This window comes from Paraburkholderia phytofirmans, assembly GCF_046028095.1.
In the GTDB taxonomy this organism is placed as follows: Bacteria; Pseudomonadota; Gammaproteobacteria; order Burkholderiales; family Burkholderiaceae; genus Paraburkholderia; species Paraburkholderia phytofirmans_A.
The window spans coordinates 691754-718690 of the sequence record NZ_JAQQDJ010000001.1 but is presented as its reverse complement, the minus strand read 5'-3'; the positions used below and the strand labels follow the sequence as shown (position 1 = coordinate 718690).

The 26937-nt window shown below is 62.7% G+C and carries 29 protein-coding genes and 1 tRNA gene; 20 read left to right on the top strand and 10 right to left on the bottom strand.

The window, feature by feature from the left end; translation table 11 throughout:
- Window positions 1-31: 31 nt before the first annotated feature.
- From PQR54_RS03335 to PQR54_RS03325, 3 genes are all read right to left on the bottom strand, one after another.
- The gene (locus PQR54_RS03335; RefSeq protein WP_408244052.1) at window positions 32-646 is read right to left on the bottom strand and encodes a LysE family translocator; all 615 of its coding nucleotides are present in this window, start codon (window positions 644-646) and stop codon (window positions 32-34) included.
- 58 nt (window positions 647-704) lie between these two features.
- Window positions 705-1271, bottom strand: coding sequence for an adenine phosphoribosyltransferase (locus PQR54_RS03330; RefSeq protein ID WP_408244051.1), 567 nt, complete (start codon window positions 1269-1271; stop codon window positions 705-707).
- A 90-nt stretch (window positions 1272-1361) separates the two neighbouring features.
- A complete protein-coding gene (locus PQR54_RS03325; protein ID WP_408244247.1) occupies window positions 1362-3365 on the bottom strand; it encodes a monovalent cation:proton antiporter family protein in 2004 nt (667 codons plus the stop codon).
- A 161-nt stretch (window positions 3366-3526) separates the two neighbouring features.
- Here PQR54_RS03325 and kdsD point away from each other — a divergent pair, with 161 nt between their 5' ends.
- The 11 genes from kdsD to PQR54_RS03270 all read left to right on the top strand — a co-directional run bounded on the left by kdsD (window position 3527) and on the right by PQR54_RS03270 (window position 12943).
- On the top strand, window positions 3527-4510 hold the full coding sequence (kdsD, locus tag PQR54_RS03320) for an arabinose 5-phosphate isomerase KdsD (protein ID WP_310813133.1): 984 nt from the start codon (window positions 3527-3529) through the stop codon (window positions 4508-4510).
- Window positions 4510-5070, top strand: a complete 561-nt coding sequence (locus tag PQR54_RS03315) for a KdsC family phosphatase (protein WP_408244050.1) — start codon at window positions 4510-4512, stop codon at window positions 5068-5070. The genes kdsD and PQR54_RS03315 overlap by 1 nt, the downstream gene beginning before the upstream one ends.
- A complete protein-coding gene (lptC, locus tag PQR54_RS03310; RefSeq protein WP_012431662.1) occupies window positions 5067-5675 on the top strand; it encodes an LPS export ABC transporter periplasmic protein LptC in 609 nt (202 codons plus the stop codon). The genes PQR54_RS03315 and lptC overlap by 4 nt, the downstream gene beginning before the upstream one ends.
- Window positions 5676-5695: 20 nt before the next feature.
- Window positions 5696-6367, top strand: a complete 672-nt coding sequence (gene lptA / locus PQR54_RS03305; protein WP_408244049.1) for a lipopolysaccharide transport periplasmic protein LptA — start codon at window positions 5696-5698, stop codon at window positions 6365-6367.
- Entirely contained in the window at window positions 6364-7149 is a 786-nt protein-coding gene (gene lptB, locus PQR54_RS03300) for an LPS export ABC transporter ATP-binding protein (protein ID WP_106302079.1), read from the top strand. Before lptA ends, lptB begins: the two co-directional genes overlap by 4 nt.
- Window positions 7150-7336: 187 nt before the next feature.
- Window positions 7337-8848, top strand: coding sequence for an RNA polymerase factor sigma-54 (locus tag PQR54_RS03295; protein ID WP_106302082.1), 1512 nt, complete (start codon window positions 7337-7339; stop codon window positions 8846-8848).
- A gap of 170 nt (window positions 8849-9018) precedes the next feature.
- Window positions 9019-9375: a ribosome hibernation-promoting factor, HPF/YfiA family gene (gene hpf, locus PQR54_RS03290; protein ID WP_408244048.1), complete on the top strand. Its 357-nt coding sequence runs from the start codon at window positions 9019-9021 to the stop codon at window positions 9373-9375.
- A gap of 291 nt (window positions 9376-9666) precedes the next feature.
- Window positions 9667-10182 carry a PTS sugar transporter subunit IIA gene (locus PQR54_RS03285; protein ID WP_012431657.1) on the top strand — a complete coding sequence of 172 codons (516 nt, stop codon included), beginning with the start codon at window positions 9667-9669 and terminating at the stop codon, window positions 10180-10182.
- A 127-nt stretch (window positions 10183-10309) separates the two neighbouring features.
- Window positions 10310-11278 (top strand): HPr(Ser) kinase/phosphatase, encoded by a 969-nt coding sequence (hprK, locus tag PQR54_RS03280; protein WP_012431656.1) that lies wholly within the window; start codon window positions 10310-10312, stop codon window positions 11276-11278.
- Between the two features lie 96 nt (window positions 11279-11374).
- Window positions 11375-12268 carry an RNase adapter RapZ gene (gene rapZ / locus PQR54_RS03275; RefSeq protein ID WP_134457190.1) on the top strand — a complete coding sequence of 298 codons (894 nt, stop codon included), beginning with the start codon at window positions 11375-11377 and terminating at the stop codon, window positions 12266-12268.
- A 39-nt stretch (window positions 12269-12307) separates the two neighbouring features.
- The gene (locus tag PQR54_RS03270; RefSeq protein ID WP_408244047.1) at window positions 12308-12943 is read left to right on the top strand and encodes an LON peptidase substrate-binding domain-containing protein; all 636 of its coding nucleotides are present in this window, start codon (window positions 12308-12310) and stop codon (window positions 12941-12943) included.
- 29 nt (window positions 12944-12972) lie between these two features.
- Here the strand turns inward: PQR54_RS03270 and mutY are convergent, their stop codons facing one another.
- Complete coding sequence (gene mutY, locus PQR54_RS03265) at window positions 12973-14100, bottom strand: A/G-specific adenine glycosylase (protein ID WP_408244046.1); 1128 nt, start codon at window positions 14098-14100, stop codon at window positions 12973-12975.
- A gap of 9 nt (window positions 14101-14109) precedes the next feature.
- Window positions 14110-14940, bottom strand: a complete 831-nt coding sequence (gene mutM / locus PQR54_RS03260; protein ID WP_408244045.1) for a bifunctional DNA-formamidopyrimidine glycosylase/DNA-(apurinic or apyrimidinic site) lyase — start codon at window positions 14938-14940, stop codon at window positions 14110-14112.
- An 87-nt stretch (window positions 14941-15027) separates the two neighbouring features.
- Here mutM and PQR54_RS03255 point away from each other — a divergent pair, with 87 nt between their 5' ends.
- The 8 genes from PQR54_RS03255 (at window position 15028) to hisC (ending at window position 22279) form a co-directional block, all read left to right on the top strand.
- On the top strand, window positions 15028-16869 hold the full coding sequence (locus tag PQR54_RS03255) for a tetratricopeptide repeat protein (protein WP_408244044.1): 1842 nt from the start codon (window positions 15028-15030) through the stop codon (window positions 16867-16869).
- Window positions 16869-17501 (top strand): lipoprotein insertase outer membrane protein LolB, encoded by a 633-nt coding sequence (gene lolB, locus PQR54_RS03250; protein WP_408244043.1) that lies wholly within the window; start codon window positions 16869-16871, stop codon window positions 17499-17501. The genes PQR54_RS03255 and lolB overlap by 1 nt, the downstream gene beginning before the upstream one ends.
- A gap of 79 nt (window positions 17502-17580) precedes the next feature.
- Complete coding sequence (ispE, locus tag PQR54_RS03245) at window positions 17581-18462, top strand: 4-(cytidine 5'-diphospho)-2-C-methyl-D-erythritol kinase (protein WP_408244042.1); 882 nt, start codon at window positions 17581-17583, stop codon at window positions 18460-18462.
- Between the two features lie 49 nt (window positions 18463-18511).
- Window positions 18512-18588 (top strand) — tRNA-Gln (locus tag PQR54_RS03240).
- 45 nt (window positions 18589-18633) lie between these two features.
- A complete protein-coding gene (locus PQR54_RS03235; protein ID WP_310813145.1) occupies window positions 18634-19590 on the top strand; it encodes a ribose-phosphate pyrophosphokinase in 957 nt (318 codons plus the stop codon).
- A 163-nt stretch (window positions 19591-19753) separates the two neighbouring features.
- Window positions 19754-20377: a 50S ribosomal protein L25/general stress protein Ctc gene (locus PQR54_RS03230; RefSeq protein WP_106302100.1), complete on the top strand. Its 624-nt coding sequence runs from the start codon at window positions 19754-19756 to the stop codon at window positions 20375-20377.
- Between the two features lie 150 nt (window positions 20378-20527).
- Window positions 20528-21130 carry an aminoacyl-tRNA hydrolase gene (gene pth / locus PQR54_RS03225; RefSeq protein WP_408244041.1) on the top strand — a complete coding sequence of 201 codons (603 nt, stop codon included), beginning with the start codon at window positions 20528-20530 and terminating at the stop codon, window positions 21128-21130.
- A 69-nt stretch (window positions 21131-21199) separates the two neighbouring features.
- Window positions 21200-22279 (top strand): histidinol-phosphate transaminase, encoded by a 1080-nt coding sequence (gene hisC, locus PQR54_RS03220; protein WP_408244040.1) that lies wholly within the window; start codon window positions 21200-21202, stop codon window positions 22277-22279.
- A 73-nt stretch (window positions 22280-22352) separates the two neighbouring features.
- On the opposite strand, the gene PQR54_RS03215 is transcribed toward hisC, so the two are convergent.
- The 3 genes from PQR54_RS03215 to rsmD all read right to left on the bottom strand — a co-directional run bounded on the left by PQR54_RS03215 (window position 22353) and on the right by rsmD (window position 23916).
- Window positions 22353-22610: a YfhL family 4Fe-4S dicluster ferredoxin gene (locus PQR54_RS03215; protein WP_012431644.1), complete on the bottom strand. Its 258-nt coding sequence runs from the start codon at window positions 22608-22610 to the stop codon at window positions 22353-22355.
- Window positions 22611-22673: 63 nt separating this feature from the next.
- Entirely contained in the window at window positions 22674-23189 is a 516-nt protein-coding gene (gene coaD, locus PQR54_RS03210) for a pantetheine-phosphate adenylyltransferase (RefSeq protein WP_408244039.1), read from the bottom strand.
- 112 nt (window positions 23190-23301) lie between these two features.
- Window positions 23302-23916 (bottom strand): 16S rRNA (guanine(966)-N(2))-methyltransferase RsmD, encoded by a 615-nt coding sequence (gene rsmD / locus PQR54_RS03205; protein ID WP_408244038.1) that lies wholly within the window; start codon window positions 23914-23916, stop codon window positions 23302-23304.
- 242 nt (window positions 23917-24158) lie between these two features.
- Between rsmD and ftsY the strand changes: the two genes are divergently transcribed.
- Window positions 24159-25328, top strand: coding sequence for a signal recognition particle-docking protein FtsY (gene ftsY, locus PQR54_RS03200; protein WP_408244037.1), 1170 nt, complete (start codon window positions 24159-24161; stop codon window positions 25326-25328).
- A 105-nt stretch (window positions 25329-25433) separates the two neighbouring features.
- Here the strand turns inward: ftsY and maiA are convergent, their stop codons facing one another.
- The gene (gene maiA, locus PQR54_RS03195; RefSeq protein WP_408244036.1) at window positions 25434-26078 is read right to left on the bottom strand and encodes a maleylacetoacetate isomerase; all 645 of its coding nucleotides are present in this window, start codon (window positions 26076-26078) and stop codon (window positions 25434-25436) included.
- Window positions 26079-26103: 25 nt separating this feature from the next.
- Window positions 26104-26802: a fumarylacetoacetate hydrolase family protein gene (locus tag PQR54_RS03190; protein ID WP_408244035.1), complete on the bottom strand. Its 699-nt coding sequence runs from the start codon at window positions 26800-26802 to the stop codon at window positions 26104-26106.
- Window positions 26803-26937 lie beyond the last annotated feature (135 nt).

The window sequence follows — 26937 nt, the reverse complement described above, 5'->3', positions numbered from 1 at the left end:
GGCGGAAGTCGGCGGAAGTCGGTGGATCTAATCAATCGCGCAACGCGACGCGAATCCCGATCGAGATGAACGTGGCGCCGGCCAGGCGATCCAGCCACACACCGACACGCGGACGGCGTTTCAGCCACCCGCCGATCATCCCCGCGCATACGCCGAACAGCGAAAAGACCACCACCGTCTGCAGCATGAACAGCACGCCGAGTTCGAGCATCTGCAGCGTGACGCTTTGCGTGCCGTGCGGCTGCACGAACTGAGGCAGGAACACGACGAAGAACAACGTCACCTTCGGGTTCAGCAGATTGCCGAGCACGCTCTGGCGGAACACTGCCATCAAAGGCTGCGGCGCGCGTTCGTGGGCGGTCGCGAGACCCTGGCTGCGCAGCGCCTTGATGCCGATCCAGATCAGATACGCGGCGCCGGCCAGCTTGATGACTTCGAAGGCCACCGGCGACGAGCGCAGCAACGCGGCCACGCCGAGCGCGGCGAGCGTCGTGTGAAAGGTGATGCCGGCTGCAAAGCCGAGCGCCGCGACCAGCCCCGCCGCGCGACCCTGTGAGATACCGCGCGCGAGCACTTGCAGATTGTCCGGGCCGGGCGCCATGGTGATGGCGATCGATGTGGCGAGAAACAGCAGGAAGTTGGGCATTGTTCTTACCTTCTTGTGATCAGAAAGACGTTCGCAGCGGCTTGTTGGCTGCGAGTGATCAGTGGCCGTCGAACCCAGTGACCGTATAGAGCGCGAGGCCGCCTTCCCTGAGCAGCTTCGAGCCGCCGAGTTCGGGCAGATCGATGATCGCCGCGCCTTCCACTACCACCGCGCCGAGGCGCTCGAGCAGAATCTTGCCGGCCATCATCGTGCCGCCGGTGGCGATCAGATCGTCGATGATCACAATGCGGTCGCCGGGCTTGCAGGCGTCCTCATGAATCTCGACGGTCGCCGTGCCGTATTCGAGTTCATACGATTCCGCGACCCGCTTGTAGGGCAGTTTGCCCGCCTTGCGGATCGGAATGAAGCCGAGGTTCAGCTCATACGCGAGAATCGGCCCGAAAATGAAACCGCGCGCTTCGAGCCCGGCAACGTAGTCGAGCTTCGCATCGATATAACGCTGAGCGAACAGATCGATCAGCACGCGCAGCGACTTCGGCTCCTGCAAAAGCGGCGTGATATCGCGAAACTGCACGCCCGGCTGCGGCCAATCAGGCACTGTGCGAATGTGGCTTTTGATGTAATCGGCCGCAGCGAGCGGCGCGCTCGCGAGCGCGTTGGACATGATGTCTCCGGATGGACCTCGACAGGTCCGATGAAATACTAACGAGAGGCGGCCCGGCTGGCTTGCCTTGCCAGGCACAGAGCGCAAGTTTCAGGCCGCGGCGGCGCCCGCGCGCCGGTGCTTCGAGAGCCGTTCCTCGGCCTCCGCCAATTGTTCGGGCAGGCCGCGCAGCACCACGATGTCGCTCGCGCGCAGCTTCGTGGACGGATCCGGCTCGACGCCGCGAATGCCGTGCCGCCGGATCGCCGTCACTTCGACGCCCACGTCGAACAGACCGAGCTCCGCGAGCGTACGGCCCACCGCGTCCGCCTTTTCGTCGACCGGCACAGATTGTAGCCGCACCTGCTCGTGGCCATCGTCGTCGTCCACGTCGTCGGCGCCGTGGAAATAGCCGCGCAGCAGCGCATAGCGCTCATCGCGCATCTCTTCTACGCGACGCACCACGCGCCGCATCGGCACACCCATCACCACCAGCGTGTGCGAGGCGAGCATCAGACTGCCTTCGACGATTTCCGGAATCACCTCGGTCGCGCCCGCAGCCAGCAGCTTCTCCAGATCGGCGTCATCCACAGTACGAACGATCACCGGCAGCGTCGGCTCCAGTTCGTGAATGTTGTGCAGCACGCGCAATGCCGACGGCGTATTCGCATAGGTGATCGCAATCGTCGCCGCACGGTGGATACCCGCTGCAAGCAGCGACTCGCGCCGCCCCGCATCGCCGAACACGACCGATTCACCCGCCGCCGCTGCCGCCGCGACACGATCGGGATCCAGGTCGAGCGCGACGTACGACAAACCTTCATGCTCCAGCATGCGCGCCAGATTCTGCCCGGCCCGGCCGTAACCGCAAATGATCACGTGACCGCTTTGCTTAAGGCTCTGCGTGGCGATGCGCGTCATTTGCAACGACTGCATCATCCATTCAGTGGACGACAGCCGCAGGACGATCCGGTCCGCGTTCTGGATCATGAACGGCGCGGCCAGCATCGACAGCAGCATAGCCGCAAGAATTGCCTGCAGCATGGTCGCGTCGACGAGATGTTTGTCGAGGATCAGATTCAGCAGCACAAAACCGAACTCGCCCGCTTGCGCGAGGCCGATACCGGTGCGCATCGCGACGCCGGGCGACGCGCCGAACAGGCGCGAGAGGCCCGTGACCATGATCGCCTTCAGCAGAATCGGGCCGACCAGAAAGCCGAGCACGATCAGCGGATGCTCCCAGATCACGCGCGGATTGAGCAGCATGCCGGTGGTGATGAAGAAGAGCCCGAGCAGCACGTCGCGAAACGGCTTGATGTCTTCTTCCACCTGATGCCGGTACGGCGTCTCGGCGATCAGCATGCCGGCGATGAACGCGCCGAGCGCGAGCGACAAACCGAACTTGTCCGTGATGAACGCGCAACCCAGCGTCACCAGCAACAGATTGAGAATGAACAGTTCCTGCGAACGGCGCCGCGCCACCACGTTGAACCAGCGCGTCATGAAGCGCTGGCCCACGATCAATAGCAGCGACAGCGCCACGACGATCTTGATGGCCGCGACGCCGAGCGAGCTGACAAGATCTTCGGAGTTGCCGCCCAGCGCGGCGATGATGATGAGCAGCGGCACCACCGCCAGATCCTGAAACAGCAGCACGCCGAAGATATTGCGGCCATGTTCGGTCTCGATCTCGAGCCGCTCCGCCAGCATCTTGCTGACGATCGCCGTCGACGACATGGCGAGCGCGCCGCCAAGCGCCACACTCGCTTGCCACCTGATGTGCACCCAGCGCTCCAGCACGAAGCCGAGCGAGACGGCCACTGCTATGGTGCCGATCACCTGGAGTAGCCCGAGCCCGAACACGAGCCGGCGCATGGAGCGCAGCTTGGCGAGCGAAAACTCCAGCCCGATCGAAAACATCAGGAACACCACGCCGAACTCGGCGAGGTTCTGCGCGCCCGCCGAGTCGGGAATCAGACCGAACGCATGCGGACCGACGACGATGCCCACCGTCAGATAGCCGAGCATCGGCGGAAGATTCAGAAAGCGAAACACCACCACGCCTGCCACCGATGCGAGCAGCAGGAACAGCGTCATTTCGAGGGGGGAAATCATCGGCAAAAACGCATCGGCAAAGCGTCCTCGTTCGTCAGCGGAACCGCGCACGCAAAGCGCCGTGCGACAAGGTTGATGGGCCGTTAAAGGCAGCGAGAGAGACAGCGGCTTGGCACAGCAGGCCCGGCGCGGCGAACAGGCGCCTTTGCTATACTTCGCGAATGATAGCGAAAATCAATGGCGACCGGGCACTCGCGCTCGCTCGCGACGTGCTCGACATCGAAGCGGACGCCGTGCGCGCGCTTCGCGATCAACTCGACGATGGTTTCGTCGGGGCGGTCGACTTCATCCTGGGTTGCCGCGGGCGCGTAGTCGTTTCCGGCATCGGCAAATCCGGCCACGTGGCCCGTAAGCTCGCGGCCACGCTCGCCAGCACCGGCACGCCGGCGTTCTTCGTGCATCCCGCTGAAGCCAGCCACGGCGACCTCGGTATGGTCACCGCCGACGACGTGTTCCTCGCGCTCTCCAATTCCGGTGAAACCGAAGAACTCGTGGCGATCCTGCCGCTCATCAAGCGGCTCGGCGCGAAGCTGATTGCCATGACGGGCCGTCCGTCATCGAGTCTCGCACAACTCGCCGACGTGCACCTGAATTCCGGCGTGTCGAAAGAAGCCTGCCCGATGAATCTTGCGCCCACTGCAAGCACCACCGCCGCGCTCGCGCTAGGCGACGCGCTCGCGGTCGCGGTGCTCGACGCGCGCGGCTTCGGCCGCGACGACTTCGCGCGCTCGCATCCGGGCGGCGCGCTCGGCCGGCGCCTGCTCACTTATGTGCGCGACGTGATGCGCACCGGCGACCAGGTGCCGAAGGTCACGCCCGACGCCACCGTGCGCGACGCGCTGTTTCAATTGACCGCCAAGCGCATGGGCATGACCGCGATCGTCGATCAGGACGAGCGCGTCGCCGGCATCTTCACCGACGGCGACTTGCGCCGCGTGCTCGAACGCGACGGCGATTTCCGCGAATTGTCGATCGCCTCGGTCATGACCGCCGGCCCGCGCACCATCGGTCCGGATCAACTCGCGGTCGAAGCCGTGGAACTGATGGAGCGCCACCGCATCAATCAGATGCTGGTCGTCGACGAAGCAGGCAAGCTGATCGGCGCACTCAACATGCACGACCTGTTCTCGAAGAAGGTGATCTGATGGCCATTGCTCCGCCCACCGCGACCGAACGCGCAAGCCGCGTCAAGCTGATGATTTTCGACGTCGACGGCGTGCTGACCGATGGCGGCCTGCTTTTCACGGCGGAAGGCGACACGATGAAGGGCTTCAACTCGATGGACGGCCACGGCATGAAGCTGCTACGCGAAGCCGGCATCGACACGGCCATCATCACCGGGCGCAAGTCGGGCATCGTGGCGGCGCGGGCGAAAGAGATGAACGTCACGCATGTCTACCAGGGCATTCAGGACAAACCGGCGGCCTTCGCGGATCTGCTGAGCGCAACCGGTCTGACGGCCGAAGAATGCGGCTACATGGGCGACGACTGGGTCGATCTCGCCGTGATGCTGAAGGTCGGCTTCGCGGCCGCGCCGGCCAACTCGCATCCTGAAGTGATCGCGCGCGCCCACTGGGTCAGCGAGGCACGCGGCGGCCACGGCGCGGCGCGTGAAGTCGTCGATACGCTGCTGCGCGCGCAGCACAAATACGAAGCGCTGCTCGCGGCCGCCTGTAGCGGCGAACAGCGGGGCCTCGTCGGATGAACCAGTTTCGCCTGACGTCGCTGATTCCGCTGGTCGCCATGGCTGCGCTCGCCGGTATCACGTGGTGGCTGCTGCAAGCCACCCTGCCCCGGCAGAACGAAGGCGTGGTGCGTCCCAAGGAGCACACGCCGGACTACTTCGCCGACAACTTCTCGGTTTCCGAACTCGATCAGTCGGGCTCGACGCAGTACCGGCTGACCGCCCAGTCGCTGATCCATTACGAAGACGACGAACTGAGCGACCTGGTCAAACCGGCCATGCGCGCGTTCCAGCCGGGCAAGCCGATCGTCACCGCAACCGGCGACACCGGCAAGGTGAACGGCGATGCGTCGATCGTCGATCTGTACGACAACGCGCGCATCGTGCGGGCGCCCGGCTACGGAGATCCGCAGATGCAAGCGGATTCGCAGCATTTTAGGGTGCTGGTCAACGACGATGTGATCGAGACTGAAAAGCCGGTTAAACTTCAGCGCGGCATGTCGGTGATGACTGCCAGCGGCATGAACTACAACAACGTCACCCGGGTGATGCAGCTGTTCGGCAACGTGAAAGGCAACATCGCCCCGTCCGAAGCAGGCGGCAGCTCGCCCAAGCAACCCGGGTAATCCATTCCAGGCGTGACTGCATGAACGAATCGTTCCCCCGTTTTGATACCGGCCGCTCGCGCACCCTGTCCGCGTGGCGCGCCGGACTCGCTGCGCTGCTCGTCGCGTTGCCGCTCGCCGGCTTCGCGCCGCTCGCGCACGCCGATCGTGCCGACAAGGACAAGCCGCTAAACATCGAAGCGGACAACATGACTTACGACGACCTGAAGCAGGTCAACATCTTCACCGGCCATGTGGTCGCCACCAAAGGCACGATCGTGATCAAGGCCGACCGTGTCGAAGTGACCCAGGACCCGCAGGGCTATCAGTACGCCACCGGCACCTCGAGCGGCGGCAATCTGTCGTATTTCCGCCAGAAGCGCGAAGGCCTAGACGAGTACATCGAAGGCACGGCCATCCGGATCGACTACGACGGCAAGCAGGATCTGACCACGCTCACCACGAACGCCACCGTAAAACGCCTGCAAGGCCTCTCCACGGTGATGGACCAGGTGCACGGCAGCGTCATTACGTATGACGGCCAGAACGACTTCTATACCGCGAAGGCAGGCAAAGACGTCGCCGGACCGGGCAACCCGACCGGCCGCGTGCGCGCCATGCTGTCGCCGCGCAATGGCGGCGCAGCGCCGCTGAACGGCGCGTCGGCCACGCTCGCGCCGTCCACGACGATCCAGGGAGCCCCGAACCAGTGAGCACGTCAGCGTCCCTCCCCAATCGCAAGCCGGCCGGCACCAGCAGTTCGCTCGTGGTGCGCAATCTGAAGAAGCGTTATGGCTCGCGCACGGTCGTCAAAGACGTGTCGCTCGACGTGAAAAGCGGCGAAGTGGTCGGTTTGCTCGGCCCCAACGGCGCGGGCAAGACCACTTCGTTCTATATGATCGTCGGCCTCGTGCCGCTAGACGCGGGCGAGATCGATCTGGACGGCAAGTCGATCAGCCTGTTGCCCATTCATAAGCGCGCTTCGCTCGGCTTGTCGTATCTGCCGCAGGAAGCTTCGGTGTTCCGCAAGCTGAGCGTCGAAGAAAACATTCGCGCGGTGCTGGAATTGCAGCACGAAGACAACGGCAAGCGGCTCAGCAAAGACGCCATTACGAACCGCACGGAAGCCTTGCTCGACGAGTTGCAGATTGCGCACTTGCGCGAGAATCCGGCGTTGTCGCTGTCGGGCGGCGAGCGCCGCCGGGTTGAAATCGCCCGGGCGCTGGCTACCAATCCGAGCTTCATTCTGCTCGACGAACCGTTCGCGGGCGTCGACCCGATCGCCGTGCTGGAAATTCAGAAGATCGTTAAATTTCTGAAGCAGCGCAATATCGGCGTGCTGATCACCGACCACAACGTGCGTGAAACGCTCGGCATCTGCGATCACGCCTACATCATCAGCGACGGCAGCGTGCTGGCCGCCGGCGCGCCGAGCGACATCATCGAAAACGAAAGCGTGCGGCGCGTCTATCTGGGCGAGCACTTCCGCATGTAAGCGCATGTGGGATTACCGGCAGTGCGAGCGCGCACCCGCCGGCCCCTCCATGCGGCAACCGCACATCCGCATTTTTGACCCGGGCCGTTGTGCGCCCGTCGCCGCCCAAAAGAGGCGCACGCGTAATTGCGAATGTCGCAAGGTATCGCGGTCGTGGCAAACTCTCTACAATGAATCTCAACTTGCCATGAAAGCCAGCCTCCAACTCCGCCTATCGCAGCATCTTGCGCTGACGCCGCAACTGCAGCAGTCCATCCGGCTGCTTCAGCTGTCCACGCTCGAATTGCAGCAAGAAGTCGCAATGGCGATCTCGCAGAATCCGCTCCTCGAAAACGAGGACGACTGGATCGCGAGCCCGTTGCGCGTAGCGGCCGACGGCTCGCTGATCGCGCAGGCGCCCAACTCTTCCGCACCGCCCGACCAGATGGGCGGTAATACGTCGTCCTCGTCCAGCAGCGAGCGCGCCGAGAACGGCGAGCCGCAGGGCGTCGACGAATACAACGGCCTCGCGGGCGACGGCAACGGCGACGCGTCACAATGGAATCTCGACGACTACGGCCGCTCCGGCAACGCCTCGGACGACGACGATCTGCCGCCGCTGCAAATCCATGAATCGAGCACCTCGCTGCGCGACCACCTGATGGCGCAATTGCGCGTCACCCAGGCGGGCCAACGCGACCGGGCGCTGATCACCTTCCTGATCGAATCACTCGACGACGACGGCTACCTGGCCGCCACGCTCGAAGAAGTGCTGGCCGATCTGCCCGAAGAGCTCGAAGTCGACCTCGACGAAATGAACGCCGCGCTTGCGCTACTGCATAGCTTCGACCCGGCCGGGGTGGGTGCGCGCTCCGCGTCGGAATGTCTCAAGCTGCAATTGCTGCGACTCGATGCCTCGCCTACACGCACGCTCGCGCTGGACATCGTCGCCCACCACCTGGAACTGCTCGCGGCGCGCGATTTCACGCGTCTGCGCAAGCATCTGAAGGCCAACGACGACGATCTGCGCGATGCGCACGTACTGATCCGCTCGCTCGAACCGTTTCCCGGCGCCGCCTATGGCAAGGCCGAAGCGGACTACGTCGTGCCGGACATCATGGTGCGCAAAACGGCACAAGGCTGGCAGGCCGAACTGAATCCGGAAGTGGTGCCGAAGCTGCGTATTAACCATCTGTACGCGAATATTCTGCGCAATAACCGGGGCGATCCGGGTAGCGGTTCGTTGCGCCAGCAACTGCAGGAAGCGCGCTGGCTGATCAAAAATATCCAGCAGCGTTTCGAGACGATTCTGCGCGTTGCGCAGGCAATTGTGGAACGTCAGAAGAGCTTTTTTGTCCACGGCGAAATTGCCATGCGCCCCTTGGTTTTGCGGGAAATTGCTGATACGCTGGGCCTACACGAGTCAACTGTCTCGCGTGTGACAACCGGTAAATACATGCTGACCCCATTCGGGACGCTTGAATTTAAGTACTTCTTCGGATCACACGTTTCGACTGACACGGGCGGCGCGGCGTCTTCAACGGCGATCCGCGCGCTCATCAAGCAACTGATAGGAGCGGAAAACCCGAAATCTCCTCTATCGGACAGTCGCATAGCCGAACTGCTGGCAGAACAGGGCTTCGTGGTCGCACGGCGTACCGTTGCGAAATACCGTGAAGCGCTCAAGATTCCGGCAGTCAACCTGCGCAAGTCTCTGTAGCCCGTCGCCTTCCGTGGCGGGCATTTACCGGCCGCTCCGCAGTTGGCGGACAGGCCGGCCGATGCGACCTGCCAGAAGTCAGTCACCGGGGGGCGACTCAGGCAAGCCGACAGATCGACCGGACCTACGTCATCGTGCGGACCAAGCGGCCATTAGCTTGGAGAAGCACTATGAATCTGCAGATCAGTGGACACCACCTCGAAGTAACGCCTGCGTTGCGCGAATACGTGATCACCAAACTGGATAGGGTGCTAAGACATTTCGATCAGGTCATCGACGGCAGTGTGGTCCTCTCGGTCGACAACCACAAGGAAAAGGAAAAGCGTCAAAAGGTTGAAATCAACCTGCATCTCAAGGGCAAGGATATCTTTGTCGAGAGCTGTGACAGCGACATGTACGCTGCGATCGATCTGATGATCGACAAGCTTGACCGGCAAGTCATCCGCCATAAGGATCGTCTGCAAGGCCATGCGCATGAGGCGATCAAGTATCAACCGGCGCCGCAACTAGACGTGCCGCCGCAATAAGGGAAACCAGAAGGCGTTTTTCATCAGCTCTGCGTTTTTCCCTTAACCAGCGAAACCGCCCGGAACCGGGCGGTTTTTTGTTTCTGGACGCCGCTTCTCGCGCGGCGCCGCAGCATCTATCCACGCTTCAAAAGAACTCAATACGCATTGATGGCGCGCCGCACCATCCGTGGCTACCCTGTTCTATAATGTTCCGGTTACCATCGGGGTCAGGTAAGCTCAACCGGAAGTCGGTCGGCCGGAGTCCTGCGCTTTCGGACTCCAACGCATGTCGCCGTGAGCATCAAACGAATGGAACGCCACTCAAACGCCCCAGCGAGGAGAACCCAGGCCACGTTTTCGCCTGTCAACATGAATCGTTTAGCCAAATTTCTTCCCCTCGAGAACGTCGTCGTCGGACTATCGGTCACCAGCAAGAAACGTGTGTTCGAGCAAGCGGGCCTGATCTTCGAGAACCAGAACGGCATCGCCCGTAGCACGGTCACTGACAATCTGTTCGCGCGCGAGCGCCTCGGATCGACTGGCCTTGGTGAAGGCGTGGCGATTCCGCATGGCCGGATCAAAGGCTTGAAGCAACCGCTCGCCGCGTTCGTCCGTCTTGCCGAACCCATCCCCTTCGAATCGCCCGACGGTCAGCCGGTCTCGCTGCTCATCTTCCTGCTCGTGCCCGAACAGGCCACTCAGCAGCACCTCGAAATCCTTTCGGAAATCGCCCAGTTGCTGTCCGATCGCGAAGCCCGCGAGCGTCTGCATACGGAAGAAGACCGCGAATCATTGCATCGCCTGCTCACTCAGTGGCAACCTTGATGCATCGGCGGTTATCCGCACGCCGGTGATCCGCCCACGTGCGGATACCGTCTGACAAGGTAAGCGGCCCGCGCTAGCGCGGCCGTTGCTTTGTCCGGCAAGCGGCCAACACTGGAGTCACTGGCTCATGGATACGTCCAGCATCAACGCCCAAAGCATTTTCGACGATAACGCCGCCATGCTGAAGCTCAGCTGGCTGACGGGGCATGAAGGCTGGGAGCGCGGCTTTTCTTCGGAATCGGTCGCCAATGCCACGTCGAGCGCCGACCTCGTCGGCCACTTGAACCTGATCCATCCGAACCGGATCCAGGTGCTCGGCGACGCCGAAATCGACTACTACAAGCGCCAAACCGACGAAGACCGCTCGCGCCACATGGCCGAGCTGATCGCGTTGGAGCCACCGTTTCTGGTGGTGGCGGGCGGCGTCGCCGCGCCGCCGGAACTGGTCCTGCGCTGCACGCGTTCTTCCACGCCGCTATTCACTACGCCGATGTCCGCCGCCGCGGTGATCGACAGCCTGCGCCTCTACATGTCGCGCATTCTCGCGCCGCGCGCCACGTTGCACGGCGTGTTTCTCGACATTCTCGGCATGGGCGTGCTGCTCACCGGCGACTCGGGCCTCGGCAAGAGCGAACTTGGGCTGGAACTGATCAGCCGCGGCCACGGCCTCGTGGCCGACGACGCAGTGGATTTCGTGCGCCTCGGTCCCGACTTCGTCGAAGGTCGCTGCCCGCCGTTGCTGCAAAATCTGCTGGAAGTGCGCGGCCTCGGCCTGCTCGACATCAAGACGATTTTCGGTGAAACCGCGGTACGCCGCAAAATGAAGCTCAAGCTGATCGTGCAACTGGTCCGCCGTCCCGATGGCGAATTCCAGCGCTTGCCGCTTGAAAGCCAGACGGTCGATGTGCTCGGCCTGCCGATCAGCAAGGTCACGATTCAGGTGGCGGCCGGCCGAAATCTCGCCGTGCTGGTCGAGGCCGCCGTGCGCAACACGATCCTGCAGCTGCGCGGCATCGACACGCTGCGCGACTTCATGGATCGTCAGCGCCTCGCCATGCAAGACCCCGACAGCCAGTTTCCCGGCAAACTGATCTGAGCCGCAAGACCATGCCGTATCCGCAGCCAGCGGCAGGCCGCGGGTACACGCAAGGGGACCAGATGCTATGATGAACTGTACGGTTTTCACGACCCCATGCGCATAATCCTGATCACCGGTATATCCGGCTCCGGCAAATCAGTTGCCCTGAACGCGCTTGAAGACGCAGGCTATTACTGCGTCGACAATCTGCCGCCGCGCTTCCTGCCGCAACTGGCTTCCTATCTCGCCGAGGACGGTCAAGACCGCCTCGCGGTCGCGATCGACGCGCGCTCGAGCGCCTCGCTCGACGAAATGCCCGCCATGATCCGTGACCTGTCGCGTGCCCACGACGTGCGCGTGCTGTTCCTGAACGCGAGCACGCAGTCGCTGATTCAACGCTTCTCCGAAACGCGCCGCCGCCATCCGCTGTCCGGTTCCACTTCGCACGACGCCGACGTCGGCCTGCTCACCTCGCTCGCCGAAGCGATCGAACGCGAACGTGAACTCGTGGCGGGCCTGGCCGAATTCGGCCATCAGATCGACACCAGCAATCTGCGCGCGAACGTGCTGCGCGCATGGGTCAAACGCTTCATCGAGCAAAAAGATTCAGGCCTCGTGCTGATGTTCGAGTCGTTCGGATTCAAACGCGGCGTGCCGCTCGACGCGGATTTCGTGTTCGACGTCCGCACCTTGCCGAACCCGTACTACGATCATGAATTGAGGCCGCTCACGGGCCTCGACAAACCGGTGATCGACTTTCTCGATGCACTGCCGGTCGTGCATGAAATGATCGACGACATCGAGAAGTTTCTCGTTAAGTGGCTCCCGCATTTCCGCGACGACAATCGCAGTTACCTGACCGTCGCGATCGGTTGCACGGGTGGCCAGCATCGCTCGGTATTCATTGCGGAGACGCTCGCCGCGCGTCTCGCATCGTCGGCGAATGTCATTGTGCGGCACCGCGATGCGCCGGTCGAAGCCGGCGAATCATCGAAGTTAGTGGCTTAACCGGCCGCATCGCGCGGCCTCAACTCGAAGCGTTGCGCCATGTCTTCTACTTCTACTGTGCTTGCCGATGTGCCGCTGTTTCCGCTGCATACGGTGCTGTTTCCCGACGGGCTGCTGCCGCTGAAGATCTTCGAAGCGCGCTATCTCGACATGGCGCGCGACTGTCTGCGTGAAAAAACGCCGTTCGGTGTGTGCCTGCTGAAAAGCGGCGCGGAAGTGGCGCGTGCGGAAGAGCCTTCGGTGCCCGAAGCAATCGGCTGCCTCGCTGAAATCGACGAGTGCGATGTCGAAGCCTTCGGCATGCTGCTGATTCGCGCGCGCGGTACGCGGCGTTTTCGTCTGCTGTCGCATCGCGTCGAATCGAGCGGGTTGCTGGTCGGCATGGCGGAGCCGCTCGGCGAGGACATGCCGCTCGAAGGCAACGAGCAGTTGGCCAAGTTCGGCGCATGCGCGGAAGTGCTCGAACGGATCATCGAGACGATTCGCGAGCGCGATCCGGAAAGCCTGCCCTTTGCCGAGCCATTCAGACTCGAAGATCCGTCATGGGTGTCGAACCGTCTTGCCGAAGTGCTGCCGATCGCGCTGCGTGCTCGCCAGAAACTGATGGAATTGCGGGACGCCGGCGCGCGCATCGACGTGGTTCATCACTACATGCAGCAGCATCAGTTGCTTTGAAGGCGGACGCCGCGCTCCTGGCGGACTGATCAGATCAGCGAGCCCTGCAAACCGTCCAGCAGTTTGCGGACCGGCGCGGGCACACCGAACGAATCGAGATCGCTGAGCGCGACCCACGCGGTGTCGACGTCGCCCAGCGCAGCCAGAGCACCGACTCCGCGATCCAGTTCCGCAAGCCGCGGCTCGATATCCAGCTTGAAATGCGTGAACACATGCGTGAGCGGTGCGAGCGGCGAGACCGCGCCGTCGCCGCCGAAGGCACGCGCACGCTCGGCGAGCGCGGCTTCATCGGCAGCTTCGGGCAGGCTCCACAAGCCGCCCCAAATGCCCGATGGCGGACGCTTCTCCAACATCACCGCGTTGCCGTCGCGCAGCACCAGCATCCATGTGCGGCGCGTCGGCACGGTCTTTTTTGGACGCGCGGTGGGCAGTATGCGCTGGCGTCCGGTCACGTTGGCGACGCAGTCGGCGGCGAACGGGCAGCGCAGGCAGTCCGGCTTGCCGCGCACGCACAGCGTCGCGCCGAGATCCATCAAGCCTTGCGTGTACGCGCTGACGTCGGCATCCGATGCGTTCGACGGAAGCAGCGATTCCGCCAGCGTCCACATTGCGTTCTCGACTTTCTTTTCGCCGGGGAAACCTTCGACGCCGAACACGCGCGCCAGCACGCGCTTCACGTTGCCGTCGAGAATCGTCGCGCGCGCGCCGAACGCGAACGACGCGATTGCCGCCGCCGTCGAGCGGCCGATGCCCGGCAACTCCGCCAGTTCCTCGACCGATGCCGGAAACGCGCCGCCATGCTGCCCGATCACGACTTGCGCGCAGCGATGCAGGTTGCGTGCACGTGAGTAATAGCCAAGGCCGGCCCACAACGCCATCACGTCGTCAGACGGCGCGGCGGCGAGCGCGGCAACGGTCGGAAAACGCGCGAGAAATTTCGCGTAGTACGGAATCACCGTCGACACCTGCGTCTGCTGCAGCATGATTTCCGACAACCAGATGCGATACGGATCGCGCGTGTTCTGCCACGGCAAATCATGCCGGCCATGCTGACGCTGCCACGCGATCAGTCGCGCGGAAAAATCAGACATGATCGGGAAAGCAGATGCTTCAGGCGCGGTGGAAGAAGCAGAACGGGGAGTTAAACGAGAAGGCATTGAGATGATCTAGCGCTGGCAGGTGGGACAGAAATACGTTGAACGCTGCCCTTGCACGATCTGTCTGATCGGCGTTCCACACACGCGGCATGGCAGTCCGGCGCGATCATAGACGAAATAGTCGAGCTGGAAGTAACCGCTTTCGCCGTTGCTGCCGACGAAGTCGCGCAACGTGCTGCCGCCCTTCTCGATCGCGGCGGCGAGCGTCACGCGCACGGCGTCCGCCAACAGCTCGTAGCGCACGAGCGAGACGCGCCCCGCCGCGGTGGTCGGCCGGATGCCGGCGCGAAACAGGCTTTCCGATGCGTAGATATTGCCCACGCCCACCACGATTTCACCGGCCAGCAGCGCCTGCTTCACCGAAACTTTGCGCCCGCGCGTGAGCCGGTGCATCAGCGCGCCGGAGAACGCAGGCGAAAACGGTTCGACGCCGAGACTCGCAAGCAGCGGATGTTCGAGCACGTCGCCGGCTTCGCGCGGGTGCCACAGCACCGCGCCGAAGCGCCGCGGATCGCGATAGCGCAGAATGAACTCGTCGAAGATCCAGTCGATGTGATCGTGTTTCGCCGCGGCCGGCGGATGCGGCACGTGGCGCAGCACCCGCAGCGTCCCAGTCATGCCAAGATGCACGATGAACCAGCCCGCGTCGATCTCGAACAACAGATACTTGCCGCGCCGCTCGACCTTGCGCACCACGTGGCCGCGCAAGGTTTTCGCAAGGTCGGCCGGAATCGGCCAGCGCAATGCGGGCGTGCGCACATCCACGCGCTCAACCTTGCGGCCGGACACATACGGTTCGATTCCCCGTCGGGTAACCTCAACTTCTGGCAACTCTGGCATGTCTAACTGGTCTGCAACTTGCGTGAGTGGTTGTGCGCGTATTGTAGCGAGCGCGTTACAATCGTCCGAAACATTGAACGGATTTCCATGAACTTGTCCTTCGTGAAGCTGTTTCTGAAGCGCCCGGCTAGCGCATTCCGCGTACCGCACGCCGTGTCCGCTCGCCGGATGCTCGGTGCGGCGGCGCTCGCAGTCTGGGCGCTGGCTGCCGTGCCCGCGCACGCGCAGGACCCTTCGCCGGACTCGGACGACACCTCGGTCACCTTGCCGGACCCGCTCGGCCCGGCATCGGCGGAAGATCAGAAGTCCCTGCCCGGCGTGGCGTTGTCGAGCCAGATCGTATTCCAGGTGCTCGCCGCCGAAGTCGCGCTGCAGCGCGACCAGCCGGCGCCCGCCTATCAGACCTACCTCGCGCTCGCGCGCGACACGCACGATCCGCGCATGGCGCAGCGCGCCACTGAGATCGCGCTGGCCGCGCAAAGCCCGTCGGACGCATTGGCCGCCGCGCAATTGTGGCAGCAGTATGCGCCGAACTCGGAACGCGCCGCGCAACTCGACGCATCGCTGCTCGTGTTGTCCGGCAAACCTGACGACGCGGCGCCGATCCTTGCCCGCGAACTCGCAAGGGTGCCCGCCGACAATCGCGGCAGCGCGATTCTGGCGCTGCAGTTGTTGCTGTCGCGCGGTCCGAACCGGATCGGCGGCCTGCACGTGCTGCAGGATCTGCTCAAGAACGACATGAACCGGCCCGAAGCGCAACTGGCCATTGCGCGCCAGCAACTCGTGTCGGACGACGCGCCGGGCGCGCGCAAGTCGCTCGAACAGGCGCTTGCGCTAAAGCCCGACTATTTGCCGGCGGCACTGACGCTGTCGCAAATGGGCCCGGAAGAGCGCAAGGAAGGCATCGCTTCGCTCGAAAAGTACGTGCAGCAAAATCCGAAATCGCATGACGCGCGTCTCGCGCTCGCGCAGATGTATCTCGCGAGCGACCGTCTGGATGACGCGCAGAAGCAGTTCGAGATCATGCACAAGAACAACGCGAACGAGTTGACGCCGCTTATGGCGCTCGCGCTGATCAAGATCCAGCAGAAGAATTTCACCGAGGCGCAAACCTACCTGACCCAGTACGCCCAGCAAGCCGAAAAAACGCCGGGCGCCGATCCGGGCCAGGCGTATATCTACCTTGCGCAACTGTCACTCGAACAGAAGAACGAAGCGGCCGCGAGCGACTGGCTGAACAAGATCTCGCCGTCGAGCCAGCAATATGTGCCCGCGCAGATCACGCGCGCGCAATTGCTCGCCAAGCAAGGCAAGACCGACGACGCACGCAAGCTGCTGGCTAACCTGCCGGCGCCGGACCCGCGCGACCAGGCGCTGATCATGCGCACCGACGCGGCGATCCTGTTCGATGCGAAGCGCTACCCGGAGGCGGAAACACGGCTGCAACAAGCCACGGCGCAATTCCCCGACGACCCAGATCTGACCTACGACTACGCAATGTCCGCCGAGAAAACCGGCCATTACGACGTCATGGAAGCGCAGTTGCGCAAGCTGATCCAGACGCAGCCCGACAACCCGCAAGCGTATAACGCGCTCGGCTACTCGCTGGCCGATCGCAATCAGCGCCTCGCCGAAGCAGACAAGCTGGTCGAGAAGGCATCCTCATTGGCGCCGAACGACGCGTTCATCATGGACAGCGTGGGCTGGGTCAAATACCGGATGGGCGATACCTCGGATGCAATCAAGCTGCTGCGCAAGGCGTACGACATGCAGCCGAACGCCGAGATCGGCGCGCACCTCGGCGAAGTATTGTGGAAAACCGGCAATCAGGATCAGGCACGCGCCGCTTTCCGCGATGCGCGCAAGCTCGAACCGGACAACGACACGCTTGTCAAAACGCTCCAACGTCTTCAGGTGAACGATCTTTGATGAGTCTTTCCCGTCTGATTTCCTTTCCCCGGGCACCGCGTGGCGCGGCGCTCGCTTTCACAGCGGCAGCGGTGGTCGCCTTGGCCGGTTGTGCATCGGTCAAGCCGCAAGGACCGTCCACGTCGAATGCCGCGACCTCCGTCACCGCGCAGACGAGCCGTGCTTACCAGGGGCGTTTCGCGGTCCAGTACAACGATCAGAACGGCCAGCAGCGCAACGCTTACGGCAACTTCTCCTGGCAGGAAACCGGCGACACCGTGACCCTGCAGTTGCGCAACCCGCTCGGCCAGACGCTGGCGGTGGTGACGTCGTCGCCGGCTTCGGCAACGCTGGAGCTGCCGAATCGCCAGCCGCTCACCGCGGATAACGTCTCCACGCTGATGCAGAATTCGCTCGGCTTCGCGTTGCCGGTCGAAGGGCTGCGTTATTGGCTGCAACCGTCGCCGGCGCCCACTTCGCGCGCCAAGACCGAGAAGGATCCCGAGCAACCGTCGCGGCTGAAGCAAATCACACAGGACGGCTGGACGATCGACTATCTGGCTTATGCCGACGCGCCGGCCACCGGCGTGAAGCGCATCAACCTGAGTCGTTCGGAACCGCCACTCGACATCAAGCTCGTGCTGGATCAGTAACCTCGCGCCGCTTCACGCATTTTTTCTTGCGCGACCTTGCCGCTTCTTCGGCGCCATCTGGCGCATGTAGCCTCGACTCATGATTGAAACGACCGATTCGCTGCGCGATTGCCTCGCTCCAGCGAAACTCAACCTCTTCCTGCACATCACCGGCCGCCGGCCGGATGGCTATCACACGCTGCAAACGGTCTTCCAGTTGCTCGACTGGGGCGACACGCTGCACTTCACGCGACGTGACGACGGACTCATCGCGCGCAGCACCGAAATCGCCGACGTGCCGCCGGAACACGATCTGACCGTGCGCGCCGCAACGCTGCTCAAAACGCATACGGGCTCGCCTGAAGGCGTCGATATCGAAATCGACAAGCGTCTGCCGATGGGCGCCGGCCTTGGCGGCGGCAGCTCTGATGCAGCGACGACGCTGCTCGCGCTGAATCGTCTGTGGAAGCTCAATCTGCCGCGCCTCGAATTGCAGGCGCTGGCATTGAAACTTGGCGCCGATGTGCCGTTCTTTGTTTTCGGAAAAAATGCGTTCGCCCAGGGTGTCGGAGAAGCTTTAGACGTTGTACAATTGCCGCCGCGCCATTTCCTAGTAGTGACGCCGAGGGTTCATGTTCCGACTGCAGCGATTTTTTCTGAAAAAGCGTTGACAAGAGATTCAAAACCCCTCACAATTACGGACTTTCCTGCAGAACTTAGCTGCAACACTGAATGGCCAGAAAGTTTCGGCCGCAATGACATGCAGCAGGTTGTCGTAGGGAAATACGCGGAAGTAGCGCAAGTGTTGCGATGGTTTGAAAACGTCGCGCCAGCGCGGATGTCTGGATCAGGTGCAAGTGTTTTTGCCGCGTTCCGCAGTAAAGCTGAAGCAGAATCGGTGCAAGCCAAACTGCCAGCCGAATGGAATAGCGCAGTGACTGCAAGTCTCGATCAGCATCCACTCTTTACTTTCGCGTCATAAGTTTTGCATCGTCGAACGCTCCTCGTTCGGTGAAGCTCAAAGTTAGTGTAGGGGAGTCGCCAAGTTGGTTAAGGCACCGGATTTTGATTCCGGCATTCGAAGGTTCGACTCCTTCCTCCCCTGCCAAAAATTCTCGCATTTCCCTCGCCCCCAGCCTGAAGTAGGTGCACGATGAGCAGCCATGACGGCCTGATGGTTTTTACTGGCAACGCAAATCCCGCGCTTGCACAGGAAGTCGTCAAAATCCTCGGTATTCCCCTCGGCAAAGCAATGGTTAGCCGTTTCTCGGACGGTGAAATCCAGGTCGAGATTCAGGAAAACGTGCGTGGCAAGGATGTCTTCGTCCTGCAGTCCACGTGCGCACCGGCGAACGACAATCTGATGGAACTGATGATCATGGTCGATGCGCTCAAGCGCGCATCCGCCGGCCGGATCACCGCAGCCATCCCCTACTTCGGTTATGCCCGGCAAGATCGTCGCCCGCGTTCCGCGCGCGTCGCCATCTCGGCGAAGATCGTGGCGAACATGCTGGAGATTGCCGGCGTCGAGCGGATCATTACGATGGATCTGCACGCCGACCAGATTCAAGGCTTCTTCGACATTCCGGTCGACAACATCTACGCTACGCCCGTGCTGCTCGGCGATCTGCGCAAGCAGAACTACGAGAACCTACTGGTCGTTTCGCCGGACGTCGGCGGCGTGGTGCGCGCCCGGGCATTGGCCAAGCAGTTGAATTGCGATCTCGCGATCATCGACAAGCGGCGCCCGAAGGCGAACGTTGCCGAAGTGATGAACATCATCGGTGAAGTCGAAGGCCGTACCTGCGTGATCATGGACGACATGGTCGACACCGCCGGCACGCTCTGCAAAGCAGCACAAGTTTTGAAGGAACGTGGCGCGAAGCAGGTGTTCGCTTACGCTACGCACCCGGTTCTGTCGGGTGGCGCGGGCGAGCGTATTGCCGCTTCCGCACTCGACGCACTCGTTGTCACGGACACGATCCCGCTCGGCGAAGAAGCCCGCTCGTGCGCGAAGATCCGTTCGCTGACCAGCGCCGGCCTGCTTGCCGAAACGTTCTCGCGGATTCGCCGCGGCGATTCGGTGATGTCGCTGTTCGCTGAAAGTTAAGTATTTGCGAAGGCGCAGCGCGCCGCTTTACGCGGCACACTGCGCTTTTGCACAATCGGCATGAACGAACGAAGGTTCGTGCCGCAGCTCTGGGGCCTCAGCCGTCTGGCTTGGAGGCCCCGTTTTTACTGCCTGGTCGCGGGCAGTGCATTGGAGATTCAAAATGAAAGTAGTCGCTTTCGAGCGTTCTTTGCAAGGTACGGGTGCGAGCCGCCGCCTGCGTAACTCGGGCAAGACCCCGGGCATCGTATATGGCGCTGGTGCTGAAACGCAATTGGTCGAACTGGACCACAACGCGCTGTGGCACGCGCTGAAGAAAGAAGTTTTCCACTCGTCGATTCTCGATCTGGAAGTGGCAGGCAAGTCGCAACAGGTTCTGCTGCGCGACGTGCAATACCATCCGTTCCGTCAGCTCGTGCTGCACGTGGACTTCCAACGTGTCGACGCGAAGAAGAAGCTGCACACCAAGGTGCCGCTGCACTTCATGAACCAGGAATCGAACCCGGCAGTGAAGCTGTCGAGCGCGGTTATCTCGCACGTCATCAACGAAATCGAAATCGAGTGCCTGCCGTCGGCACTGCCGGAATTCCTCGAAGTTGATCTGGCGACGATCGAAGCAGGTCACTCGGTCCACGCTAAAGACATCAAGCTGCCGGCAGGTGTGTCGCTGGTTGCTCACGTCGAAGCAGAAAACCCGGTGGTCGCAGCTGCAACGATCCCGGCTGGCGCAATCGCTGAAGGCGACGCCGCTGCTGCTGCAGGCGAAGGCGAAACGCCGGCTGCTTAAGGGCGCCTCAGGCAAAGAGCAAGAAATCCTCTCGATCCGTTTCAATGAAACGGTCGATGTGACCCGCCGAGGTTCGCCCCGGCGGGTTTTTTTTCGGTTTTTTTCGGCTCGGCTGCGTTCAGCTTCCGGGCCAGACGGACCTACGCAATCATGATCAAGCTGATCGTCGGCCTCGGCAATCCGGGCGCCGAATACACCGCGACGCGCCACAACGCCGGTTTCTGGCTGGTCGATCAACTGGCGCGCGAAGCAGGCACGACGTTGCGCGACGAGCGGCGCTTCCACGGCTTCTATGCCAAAGCGCGGCTGCACGGCGAGGAAGTGCATCTGTTGGAACCGCAGACGTATATGAACCGTTCGGGCCAATCGGTCGTGGCGGTCGCGCAGTTCTTCAAGATTCTCCCCGACGAAATCCTGGTCGCGCACGACGAGCTCGACATGCCCCCCGGCAGCATCAAGCTGAAGCTCGGCGGCGGCAGCGGCGGCCACAACGGGCTGAAGGACATCACCGCGCATCTGTCGTCGCAGCAGTATTGGCGGCTGCGGATCGGCATCGGCCATCCGCGGGACCTGATTCCAGAGAGCGCGCGCGCAGGAGCCAAGCCTGACGTCGCCAACTACGTGCTGAAACCGCCGCGCCGGGAAGAGCAGAATGTGATCGATGCGTCGATTGAGCGCGGGCTCGCTGTCATGCCGCAGATCATCAAGGGCGAGCTGGAACGCGCGATGATGCAACTGCATCGCAATCCGTAGACTGTCTAGCTGGAACTTGGGTTGCCGGAACGCCATCGACAGCAACTATCTTGTTGGGAGGAGAATCGCTTGAGCCGCTATTGGAGTGACGTCGTTCACCGTCTAACGCCGTATGTGCCGGGCGAACAGCCCGTGGTCGCGCATCCGGTCAAGCTGAATACCAACGAGAATCCGTATCCGCCGTCGCCGCGAGTGCTCGAGGCGATCCGGCAGGAACTGGGCGACGCGGCCGATTCTCTGCGGCGCTACCCCGATCCGACGGCGCAAAAGCTCCGCGAGACGGTCGCCGCGTACCACGGCATTCGCGCGGAACAGGTGTTTGCCGGCAACGGCTCGGACGAAGTGCTGGCACTCACGTTCCAGGCCTTGCTCAAGCACGACAAACCGCTGCTGTTTCCGGACATCACGTACAGCTTCTATCCGACGTACGCGCGACTTTTCGACATCGACTACCGGACCATTCCGCTCGACGACAGCTTCGCGATCAACGTCGACGACTACAAGTTGCCGAATGGCGGCATCCTGTTTCCGAATCCGAATGCGCCGACCGGCCGTCCGCTGCCGCTCGCCGATATCGAGCGCCTGGTGGCGAGCAATCCGGATTCCGTCGTCGTGATCGACGAAGCCTACGTGGATTTCGGCGCCGAATCGGCCATCTGTCTGATCGACCGCTATCCGAATCTGCTGGTGGTTCAAACCGTGTCGAAGTCGCGCTCGCTGGCGGGAATGCGCGTCGGCTTTGCATTCGGCAACCCGGAGTTGATCGGCGCGCTGAACCGAGTGAAGGACAGCTTTAACTCGTATCCGCTGGACCGCCTGGCGCAAGTCGCCGCCGCGGCGGCGTACGAAGACGACGCGTGGTTTCGCGATACTTGCGCCAAAGTCATGGCAAGCCGCGAGCGATTGGCGGCGGGGCTGACGGCGTTGGGTTTCGAGGTGGTGCCGTCTGCTGCGAACTTGCTGTTCGCTCGCCATGAGGGCTACGACGCCGCAACGCTCGTACTGCGACTGAGGGAAAAGGAGATTTTCGTGCGCCATTTCAAGGCGCCGCGCATTGACCAGCATCTGCGAATCTCGGTCGGCACCGACGCCGAATGCGACATTCTGCTGGAGGCGTTGCGCGAGATATTCAACGGGTACGTGGGATAGGACCGCGCAAAAGCGTCACTGCCAAAAAAACGGCGAGGCCCAAAAGCCTCGCCGTTTTTTTTGACTTCGTACCTCACGCGCCCTTCGCGGCCTGCAGCGCGTGGTACTTGGCCATCAAGCCATCAGGCGTCTCCAGATGGTCGGGGTCGCGCGGAATACACTCGACCGGGCACACCTGGATACACTGCGGCTCGTCGAAATGCCCAACGCACTCGGTACATTTCTTAGGGTCGATCACATAGATTTCCGGGCCCATCGAGATTGCGTCGTTCGGGCACTCGGGCTCGCACACGTCGCAATTGATGCACTCGTCGGTAATCATCAGGGCCATACTTCTCTCACTTCACGCCGGCCGCAGCCGGCTTTTATCCGTCGAACCAACAGTTTACGCCGGTTACGGTTGTCCCGCCGACGCGCCGCTCGCCGGATCCATCGCGGCGACCTTTTCCGTCAGCCATTTCTCGACCGATGGGAACACGAACTTGCTGACATCGCCGCCGAGTTGCGCGATTTCACGCACGATCGTGCCCGAGATGAACTGGTACTGATCGGACGGTGTCATGAACATGGTTTCGACGTCGGGCAGCAAATAGCGATTCATGCCGGCCATCTGGAACTCATATTCGAAGTCCGACACGGCCCGCAGGCCGCGCACGATTACTCGCGCGTTGTTGCTGCGCACGAAATCCTTCAGCAGCCCCTTGAAGCTCATCACCTGAACGTTCGGGTAGTGCCCGAGCACTTCGTGAGCGATGTCGAGGCGCTCTTCGAGCGTGAAAAACGGCTTCTTGTTGCGGCTGTCGGCAACGCCGACCACCAGCGTGTCGAAAATGCTCGACGCGCGCCGAACGAGGTCTTCGTGACCGCGCGTCAGCGGGTCGAACGTGCCCGGGTACACGGCGACTACCATGAGACTTCTCCTCTCTTCAGACAAAGGGGCACGTCAAAGCGTCCACGCGACGCATTTGGCACCGACCGCGCACGTGACGGCGAACCGCCCGGCGCTTGTTTTGGAACGCGCATTATTCCTTATTTTCGCGCTGCAGCAAATGAAAGTGGACCGCGCCCGCTTTACCTTGCCGCACGATTTCCCAACCGGCGAGCGCCTCGTTCCCAGCGAGTTCGAGCGCCTCGCCCGCTTCAACATACAGAAATCCGTCAGCGCTCACGAGCGGCGCGGCCAGCGCCAGCGCTTTGCCGAGCAGATCGCCGTCGAACGGCGGATCGAGGAAAACGACGTCGAACGAACCGGGCGCGAGACTCGCGGCAAGACGCAAACCGTCTGCTTCAGCGATTTCGATCGTGCGCGCCGACAGGCGTTCCTGGTTCGCGCGCAACTGGCCGGCGGCGCGCGCATTGCGCTCCACCATCAGGACCCGGGCGGCGCCGCGCGACGCTGCCTCGAAGCCCAGCGCGCCGCTGCCGGCGAACAGATCGAGGCAGCGCTGGCCATCCAGGTCCTGGCCGAGCCAGTTGAACAGCGTTTCGCGCACGCGGTCGGGCGTGGGGCGCAGGCCGTCGAGATCGAGCACGGGCAACGGCGTGCGCTTCCAGTCGCCGCCGATGATACGGATGGCGTGCGGCTTGCCGCCTTTGGACGAAGCGCCATGGGCGCGTGAGGGTGCGGAACGGGGCATGCAGTTTCGATTACGTGTATAGAAGCGCCCGCGACGACGAATTATGCGGGCCGGAGCGCCAACGTTACCACAGCGACGCCCCGCGTCCAGCCTGGCCGATCGGCCGATACGACGGCTGGCGGCGCGCCTGATAAAATGTGCGGCTTCCAGCGCATTGCATCCCGCATCGCAACGCTGCCTGCCGCTCCCACCGGTCTTGTGCCGGCAGCGCGCATCGGCGCGCGCTCTCACCATGCCAGATCATGTTCAGCTTTTTCAAACGATTCAAGGGTTCGAAAGAGTCCGATAACGCACCTGACGAGTCGCAAACAGCGCCAGAGGGGTCGACGCCCGCGGCCGCCGTGGAGGCGCCTGCGTCCGTCGCGCCGACCGCGCCGCGCCCGGCCGCGGCTCCGATTCGCGTCGAGACGCCGCCGGTAGCCGCTCCGTCGGCAAGCGAGCCTGAGCCGGAAGCATTCGCGCTCGACGAAACCATCGAAGTCGTCCCGCCGCCCCTGCCGGACGCGGGCGCGAAGCGTTCGTGGCTGACGCGTCTGAAGACCGGTTTGTCGAAGACGAGTTCGAACCTGACCGGCATTTTCGTCGGCACGAAGATCGACGAGGACTTGTACGAAGAGCTCGAAACCGCGCTGCTGATGTCGGACGCGGGCGTCGATGCCACCGAATTCCTGCTCGAAGCGCTGCGCGAAAAAGTGCGCGCCGAGCGCCTCTCCGATCCCCAGCAGGTCAAAACGGCGCTGCGCACCTTGCTGGTCGACCTGCTCAAGCCGCTGGAAAAATCGCTCATGCTCGGCCGCGCGCAGCCGCTCGTCATGATGATTGCCGGCGTCAACGGTGCGGGCAAAACCACCAGCATCGGCAAGCTCGCCAAGCATCTGCAGAGTTTCGATCAATCCGTGCTGCTGGCCGCGGGCGACACGTTCCGCGCCGCCGCGCGCGAGCAACTGGCCATCTGGGGTCAACGCAACAACGTGACCGTGGTCTCGCAGGAAAGCGGCGACCCGGCAGCGGTGATCTTCGACGCGGTCGGCGCCGCGCGCGCGCGCAAGATCGACGTGATGATGGCGGACACGGCCGGCCGCCTGCCGACCCAACTGCATCTCATGGAAGAACTGCGCAAAGTGAAGCGCGTGATCGGCAAGGCGCAAGACGGCGCGCCGCACGAGGTGCTGCTGGTGATCGACGCCAACACCGGGCAGAACGCGCTCGCGCAAGTAAAAGCGTTCGACGACGCGCTCGGTCTCACCGGCCTGATCGTCACCAAACTCGACGGCACGGCGAAGGGCGGTATTCTCGCCGCGATCGCGCGGCAGCGTCCGATTCCGGTGTACTTCATCGGCGTCGGCGAGAAAGTCGAGGATTTGCAGCCATTCAGCGCGGAAGAGTTTTCCGACGCGTTGCTTGGCAGCTGAGCGCCACGGCGTTCACGGCTTGAGCCTTAGGCATCGGGCCTAGACAGCAAAAAGGGCACTCCTGGGAGTGCCCTTTTTTCATCCTGGCTGCCGGACGATCACAAATTACTCCGCGTCCGGCTGCGCGCCCGGCGCAGCGCGCGCAAACGCGTCGAGTTGCATCGCATGATCATAGATGCGCTGGATCGTCGGAAACTTCGCTGTGTCGACCTTGAAGCGCTGCGCGTTGAACACCTGCGGAATCAGACAGGTGTCCGCGATGGTCGGCGTATCGCCGAAACACAGCTTGCCGGTGCGCGAATCGCCCGCCAGATGCGTTTCGAACGTCGCGAAGCCGGCCTCCACCCAGTGGCGGTACCAGGCGTCCTTGGCATAATCGTCGACGCCCAGTGTGTGCTTCAGATACTTCAGCACGCGCAGGTTGTTCAACGGATGAATCTCGCACGCCACCTGCAACGCCAGCGCCCGCACATACGCGCGATCGGCCGGCGCCTTCGGCAACAGCGCCGGCTCGGGATGCATCTCTTCCAGATACTCGATGATCGCGAGCGACTGCGGCATCACGTCATTGCCGTCGACAAAGGTCGGCACGATCCCGTCCGCGTTCACCTTGCGGTATTCGGGCTTCAACTGCTCGCCGCCGTCGCGCACAAGATGCACCGGCACGTAGTCGTACGGCAGATTTTTCACGTTCAGCGCAATGCGCACGCGATAAGACGCCGAGCTACGGAAATAGCTGTAGAGCTTCATGTTGTCTGTCTCCCCCAACCGGCCGTCAGACGACGCGCACGCTAAGCTCGCCAAGCCCGTCCACGCCGCCCTTCATCAGATCGCCCTGCACCACTGCGCCGACGCCTTCCGGCGTGCCCGTGAAAATCAGATCGCCGGGTTGCAGTTCGAACAGAGTGGACAGATAAGCGATCGTCTCGGCCACCGACCAGATCAGTTGCGACACGTCCGAGCTTTGCTTCTCCTCGCCGTTCACCGACAACCAGATCGCGCCTTTGTCGACATGGCCGACCGTCGCCGCCGGATGAATCGGGCCGAGCGGCGCCGAATGGTCGAAGCCCTTCGCGGTATCCCAGGGACGGCCCAGCTTTTTGGCTTCGGCCTGCAGATCGCGGCGCGTCATGTCGAGACCGAGCGCGTAACCATACACGTGGTCGAGCGCGCTCTCGACCGGAATGTTCTTGCCGCCCTTGCCGATCGCCGCCACCATTTCCATCTCGAAGTGGACGTTTTTCGACAGCGACGGATACGGAAACTCGCCGGTGGCGCCGGGTGCCACGTACAGCACGGCATCGGCCGGCTTGGCGAAGAAGAACGGCGGTTCGCGGTCGGGATCGTGGCCCATCTCGCGCGCGTGCGCCTCGTAGTTACGACCCACACAGTAGATGCGACGCACCGCGAACTGCTCGCTGGACCCCACGACCGGCACCGCGACCACCGGTGCGGGTGCAAATACGTAACTCATCCCGTTCTCCGTTATTTCATGTGTGCCGTCAGCGCGGCGATAAAACATCGAGTGTAACGCGCGACAAAGCGACGCGCGCACCAGTTCGGCATGGACCGGCAAGGCCAGCGCCGCGGGCGCGGCGTCTCGCGGGAT

Coding starts and splice junctions, on each gene's coding strand:
- PQR54_RS03315 (WP_408244050.1), top strand. CDS start 4,510: ATGGCCATTGCTCCGCCCACCGCGACCGAACGCGCAAGCCGCGTCAAG.
- lptA (WP_408244049.1), top strand. CDS start 5,696: ATGAACGAATCGTTCCCCCGTTTTGATACCGGCCGCTCGCGCACCCTG.
- PQR54_RS03335 (WP_408244052.1), bottom strand. CDS start 646: ATGCCCAACTTCCTGCTGTTTCTCGCCACATCGATCGCCATCACCATG.
- PQR54_RS03230 (WP_106302100.1), top strand. CDS start 19,754: ATGAAAGTAGTCGCTTTCGAGCGTTCTTTGCAAGGTACGGGTGCGAGC.
- PQR54_RS03330 (WP_408244051.1), bottom strand. CDS start 1,271: ATGTCCAACGCGCTCGCGAGCGCGCCGCTCGCTGCGGCCGATTACATC.
- PQR54_RS03235 (WP_310813145.1), top strand. CDS start 18,634: ATGAGCAGCCATGACGGCCTGATGGTTTTTACTGGCAACGCAAATCCC.
- maiA (WP_408244036.1), bottom strand. CDS start 26,078: ATGAAGCTCTACAGCTATTTCCGTAGCTCGGCGTCTTATCGCGTGCGC.
- kdsD (WP_310813133.1), top strand. CDS start 3,527: ATGATAGCGAAAATCAATGGCGACCGGGCACTCGCGCTCGCTCGCGAC.
- ispE (WP_408244042.1), top strand. CDS start 17,581: ATGATTGAAACGACCGATTCGCTGCGCGATTGCCTCGCTCCAGCGAAA.
- ftsY (WP_408244037.1), top strand. CDS start 24,159: ATGTTCAGCTTTTTCAAACGATTCAAGGGTTCGAAAGAGTCCGATAAC.
- lptC (WP_012431662.1), top strand. CDS start 5,067: ATGAACCAGTTTCGCCTGACGTCGCTGATTCCGCTGGTCGCCATGGCT.
- hpf (WP_408244048.1), top strand. CDS start 9,019: ATGAATCTGCAGATCAGTGGACACCACCTCGAAGTAACGCCTGCGTTG.
- pth (WP_408244041.1), top strand. CDS start 20,528: ATGATCAAGCTGATCGTCGGCCTCGGCAATCCGGGCGCCGAATACACC.
- PQR54_RS03215 (WP_012431644.1), bottom strand. CDS start 22,610: ATGGCCCTGATGATTACCGACGAGTGCATCAATTGCGACGTGTGCGAG.
- PQR54_RS03255 (WP_408244044.1), top strand. CDS start 15,028: ATGAACTTGTCCTTCGTGAAGCTGTTTCTGAAGCGCCCGGCTAGCGCA.
- lolB (WP_408244043.1), top strand. CDS start 16,869: ATGAGTCTTTCCCGTCTGATTTCCTTTCCCCGGGCACCGCGTGGCGCG.
- PQR54_RS03190 (WP_408244035.1), bottom strand. CDS start 26,802: ATGAGTTACGTATTTGCACCCGCACCGGTGGTCGCGGTGCCGGTCGTG.
- PQR54_RS03270 (WP_408244047.1), top strand. CDS start 12,308: ATGTCTTCTACTTCTACTGTGCTTGCCGATGTGCCGCTGTTTCCGCTG.
- PQR54_RS03285 (WP_012431657.1), top strand. CDS start 9,667: ATGGAACGCCACTCAAACGCCCCAGCGAGGAGAACCCAGGCCACGTTT.
- mutY (WP_408244046.1), bottom strand. CDS start 14,100: ATGCCTTCTCGTTTAACTCCCCGTTCTGCTTCTTCCACCGCGCCTGAA.
- hprK (WP_012431656.1), top strand. CDS start 10,310: ATGGATACGTCCAGCATCAACGCCCAAAGCATTTTCGACGATAACGCC.
- PQR54_RS03295 (WP_106302082.1), top strand. CDS start 7,337: ATGAAAGCCAGCCTCCAACTCCGCCTATCGCAGCATCTTGCGCTGACG.
- PQR54_RS03325 (WP_408244247.1), bottom strand. CDS start 3,365: ATGATTTCCCCCCTCGAAATGACGCTGTTCCTGCTGCTCGCATCGGTG.
- rapZ (WP_134457190.1), top strand. CDS start 11,375: ATGCGCATAATCCTGATCACCGGTATATCCGGCTCCGGCAAATCAGTT.
- coaD (WP_408244039.1), bottom strand. CDS start 23,189: ATGGTAGTCGCCGTGTACCCGGGCACGTTCGACCCGCTGACGCGCGGT.
- mutM (WP_408244045.1), bottom strand. CDS start 14,940: ATGCCAGAGTTGCCAGAAGTTGAGGTTACCCGACGGGGAATCGAACCG.
- rsmD (WP_408244038.1), bottom strand. CDS start 23,916: ATGCCCCGTTCCGCACCCTCACGCGCCCATGGCGCTTCGTCCAAAGGC.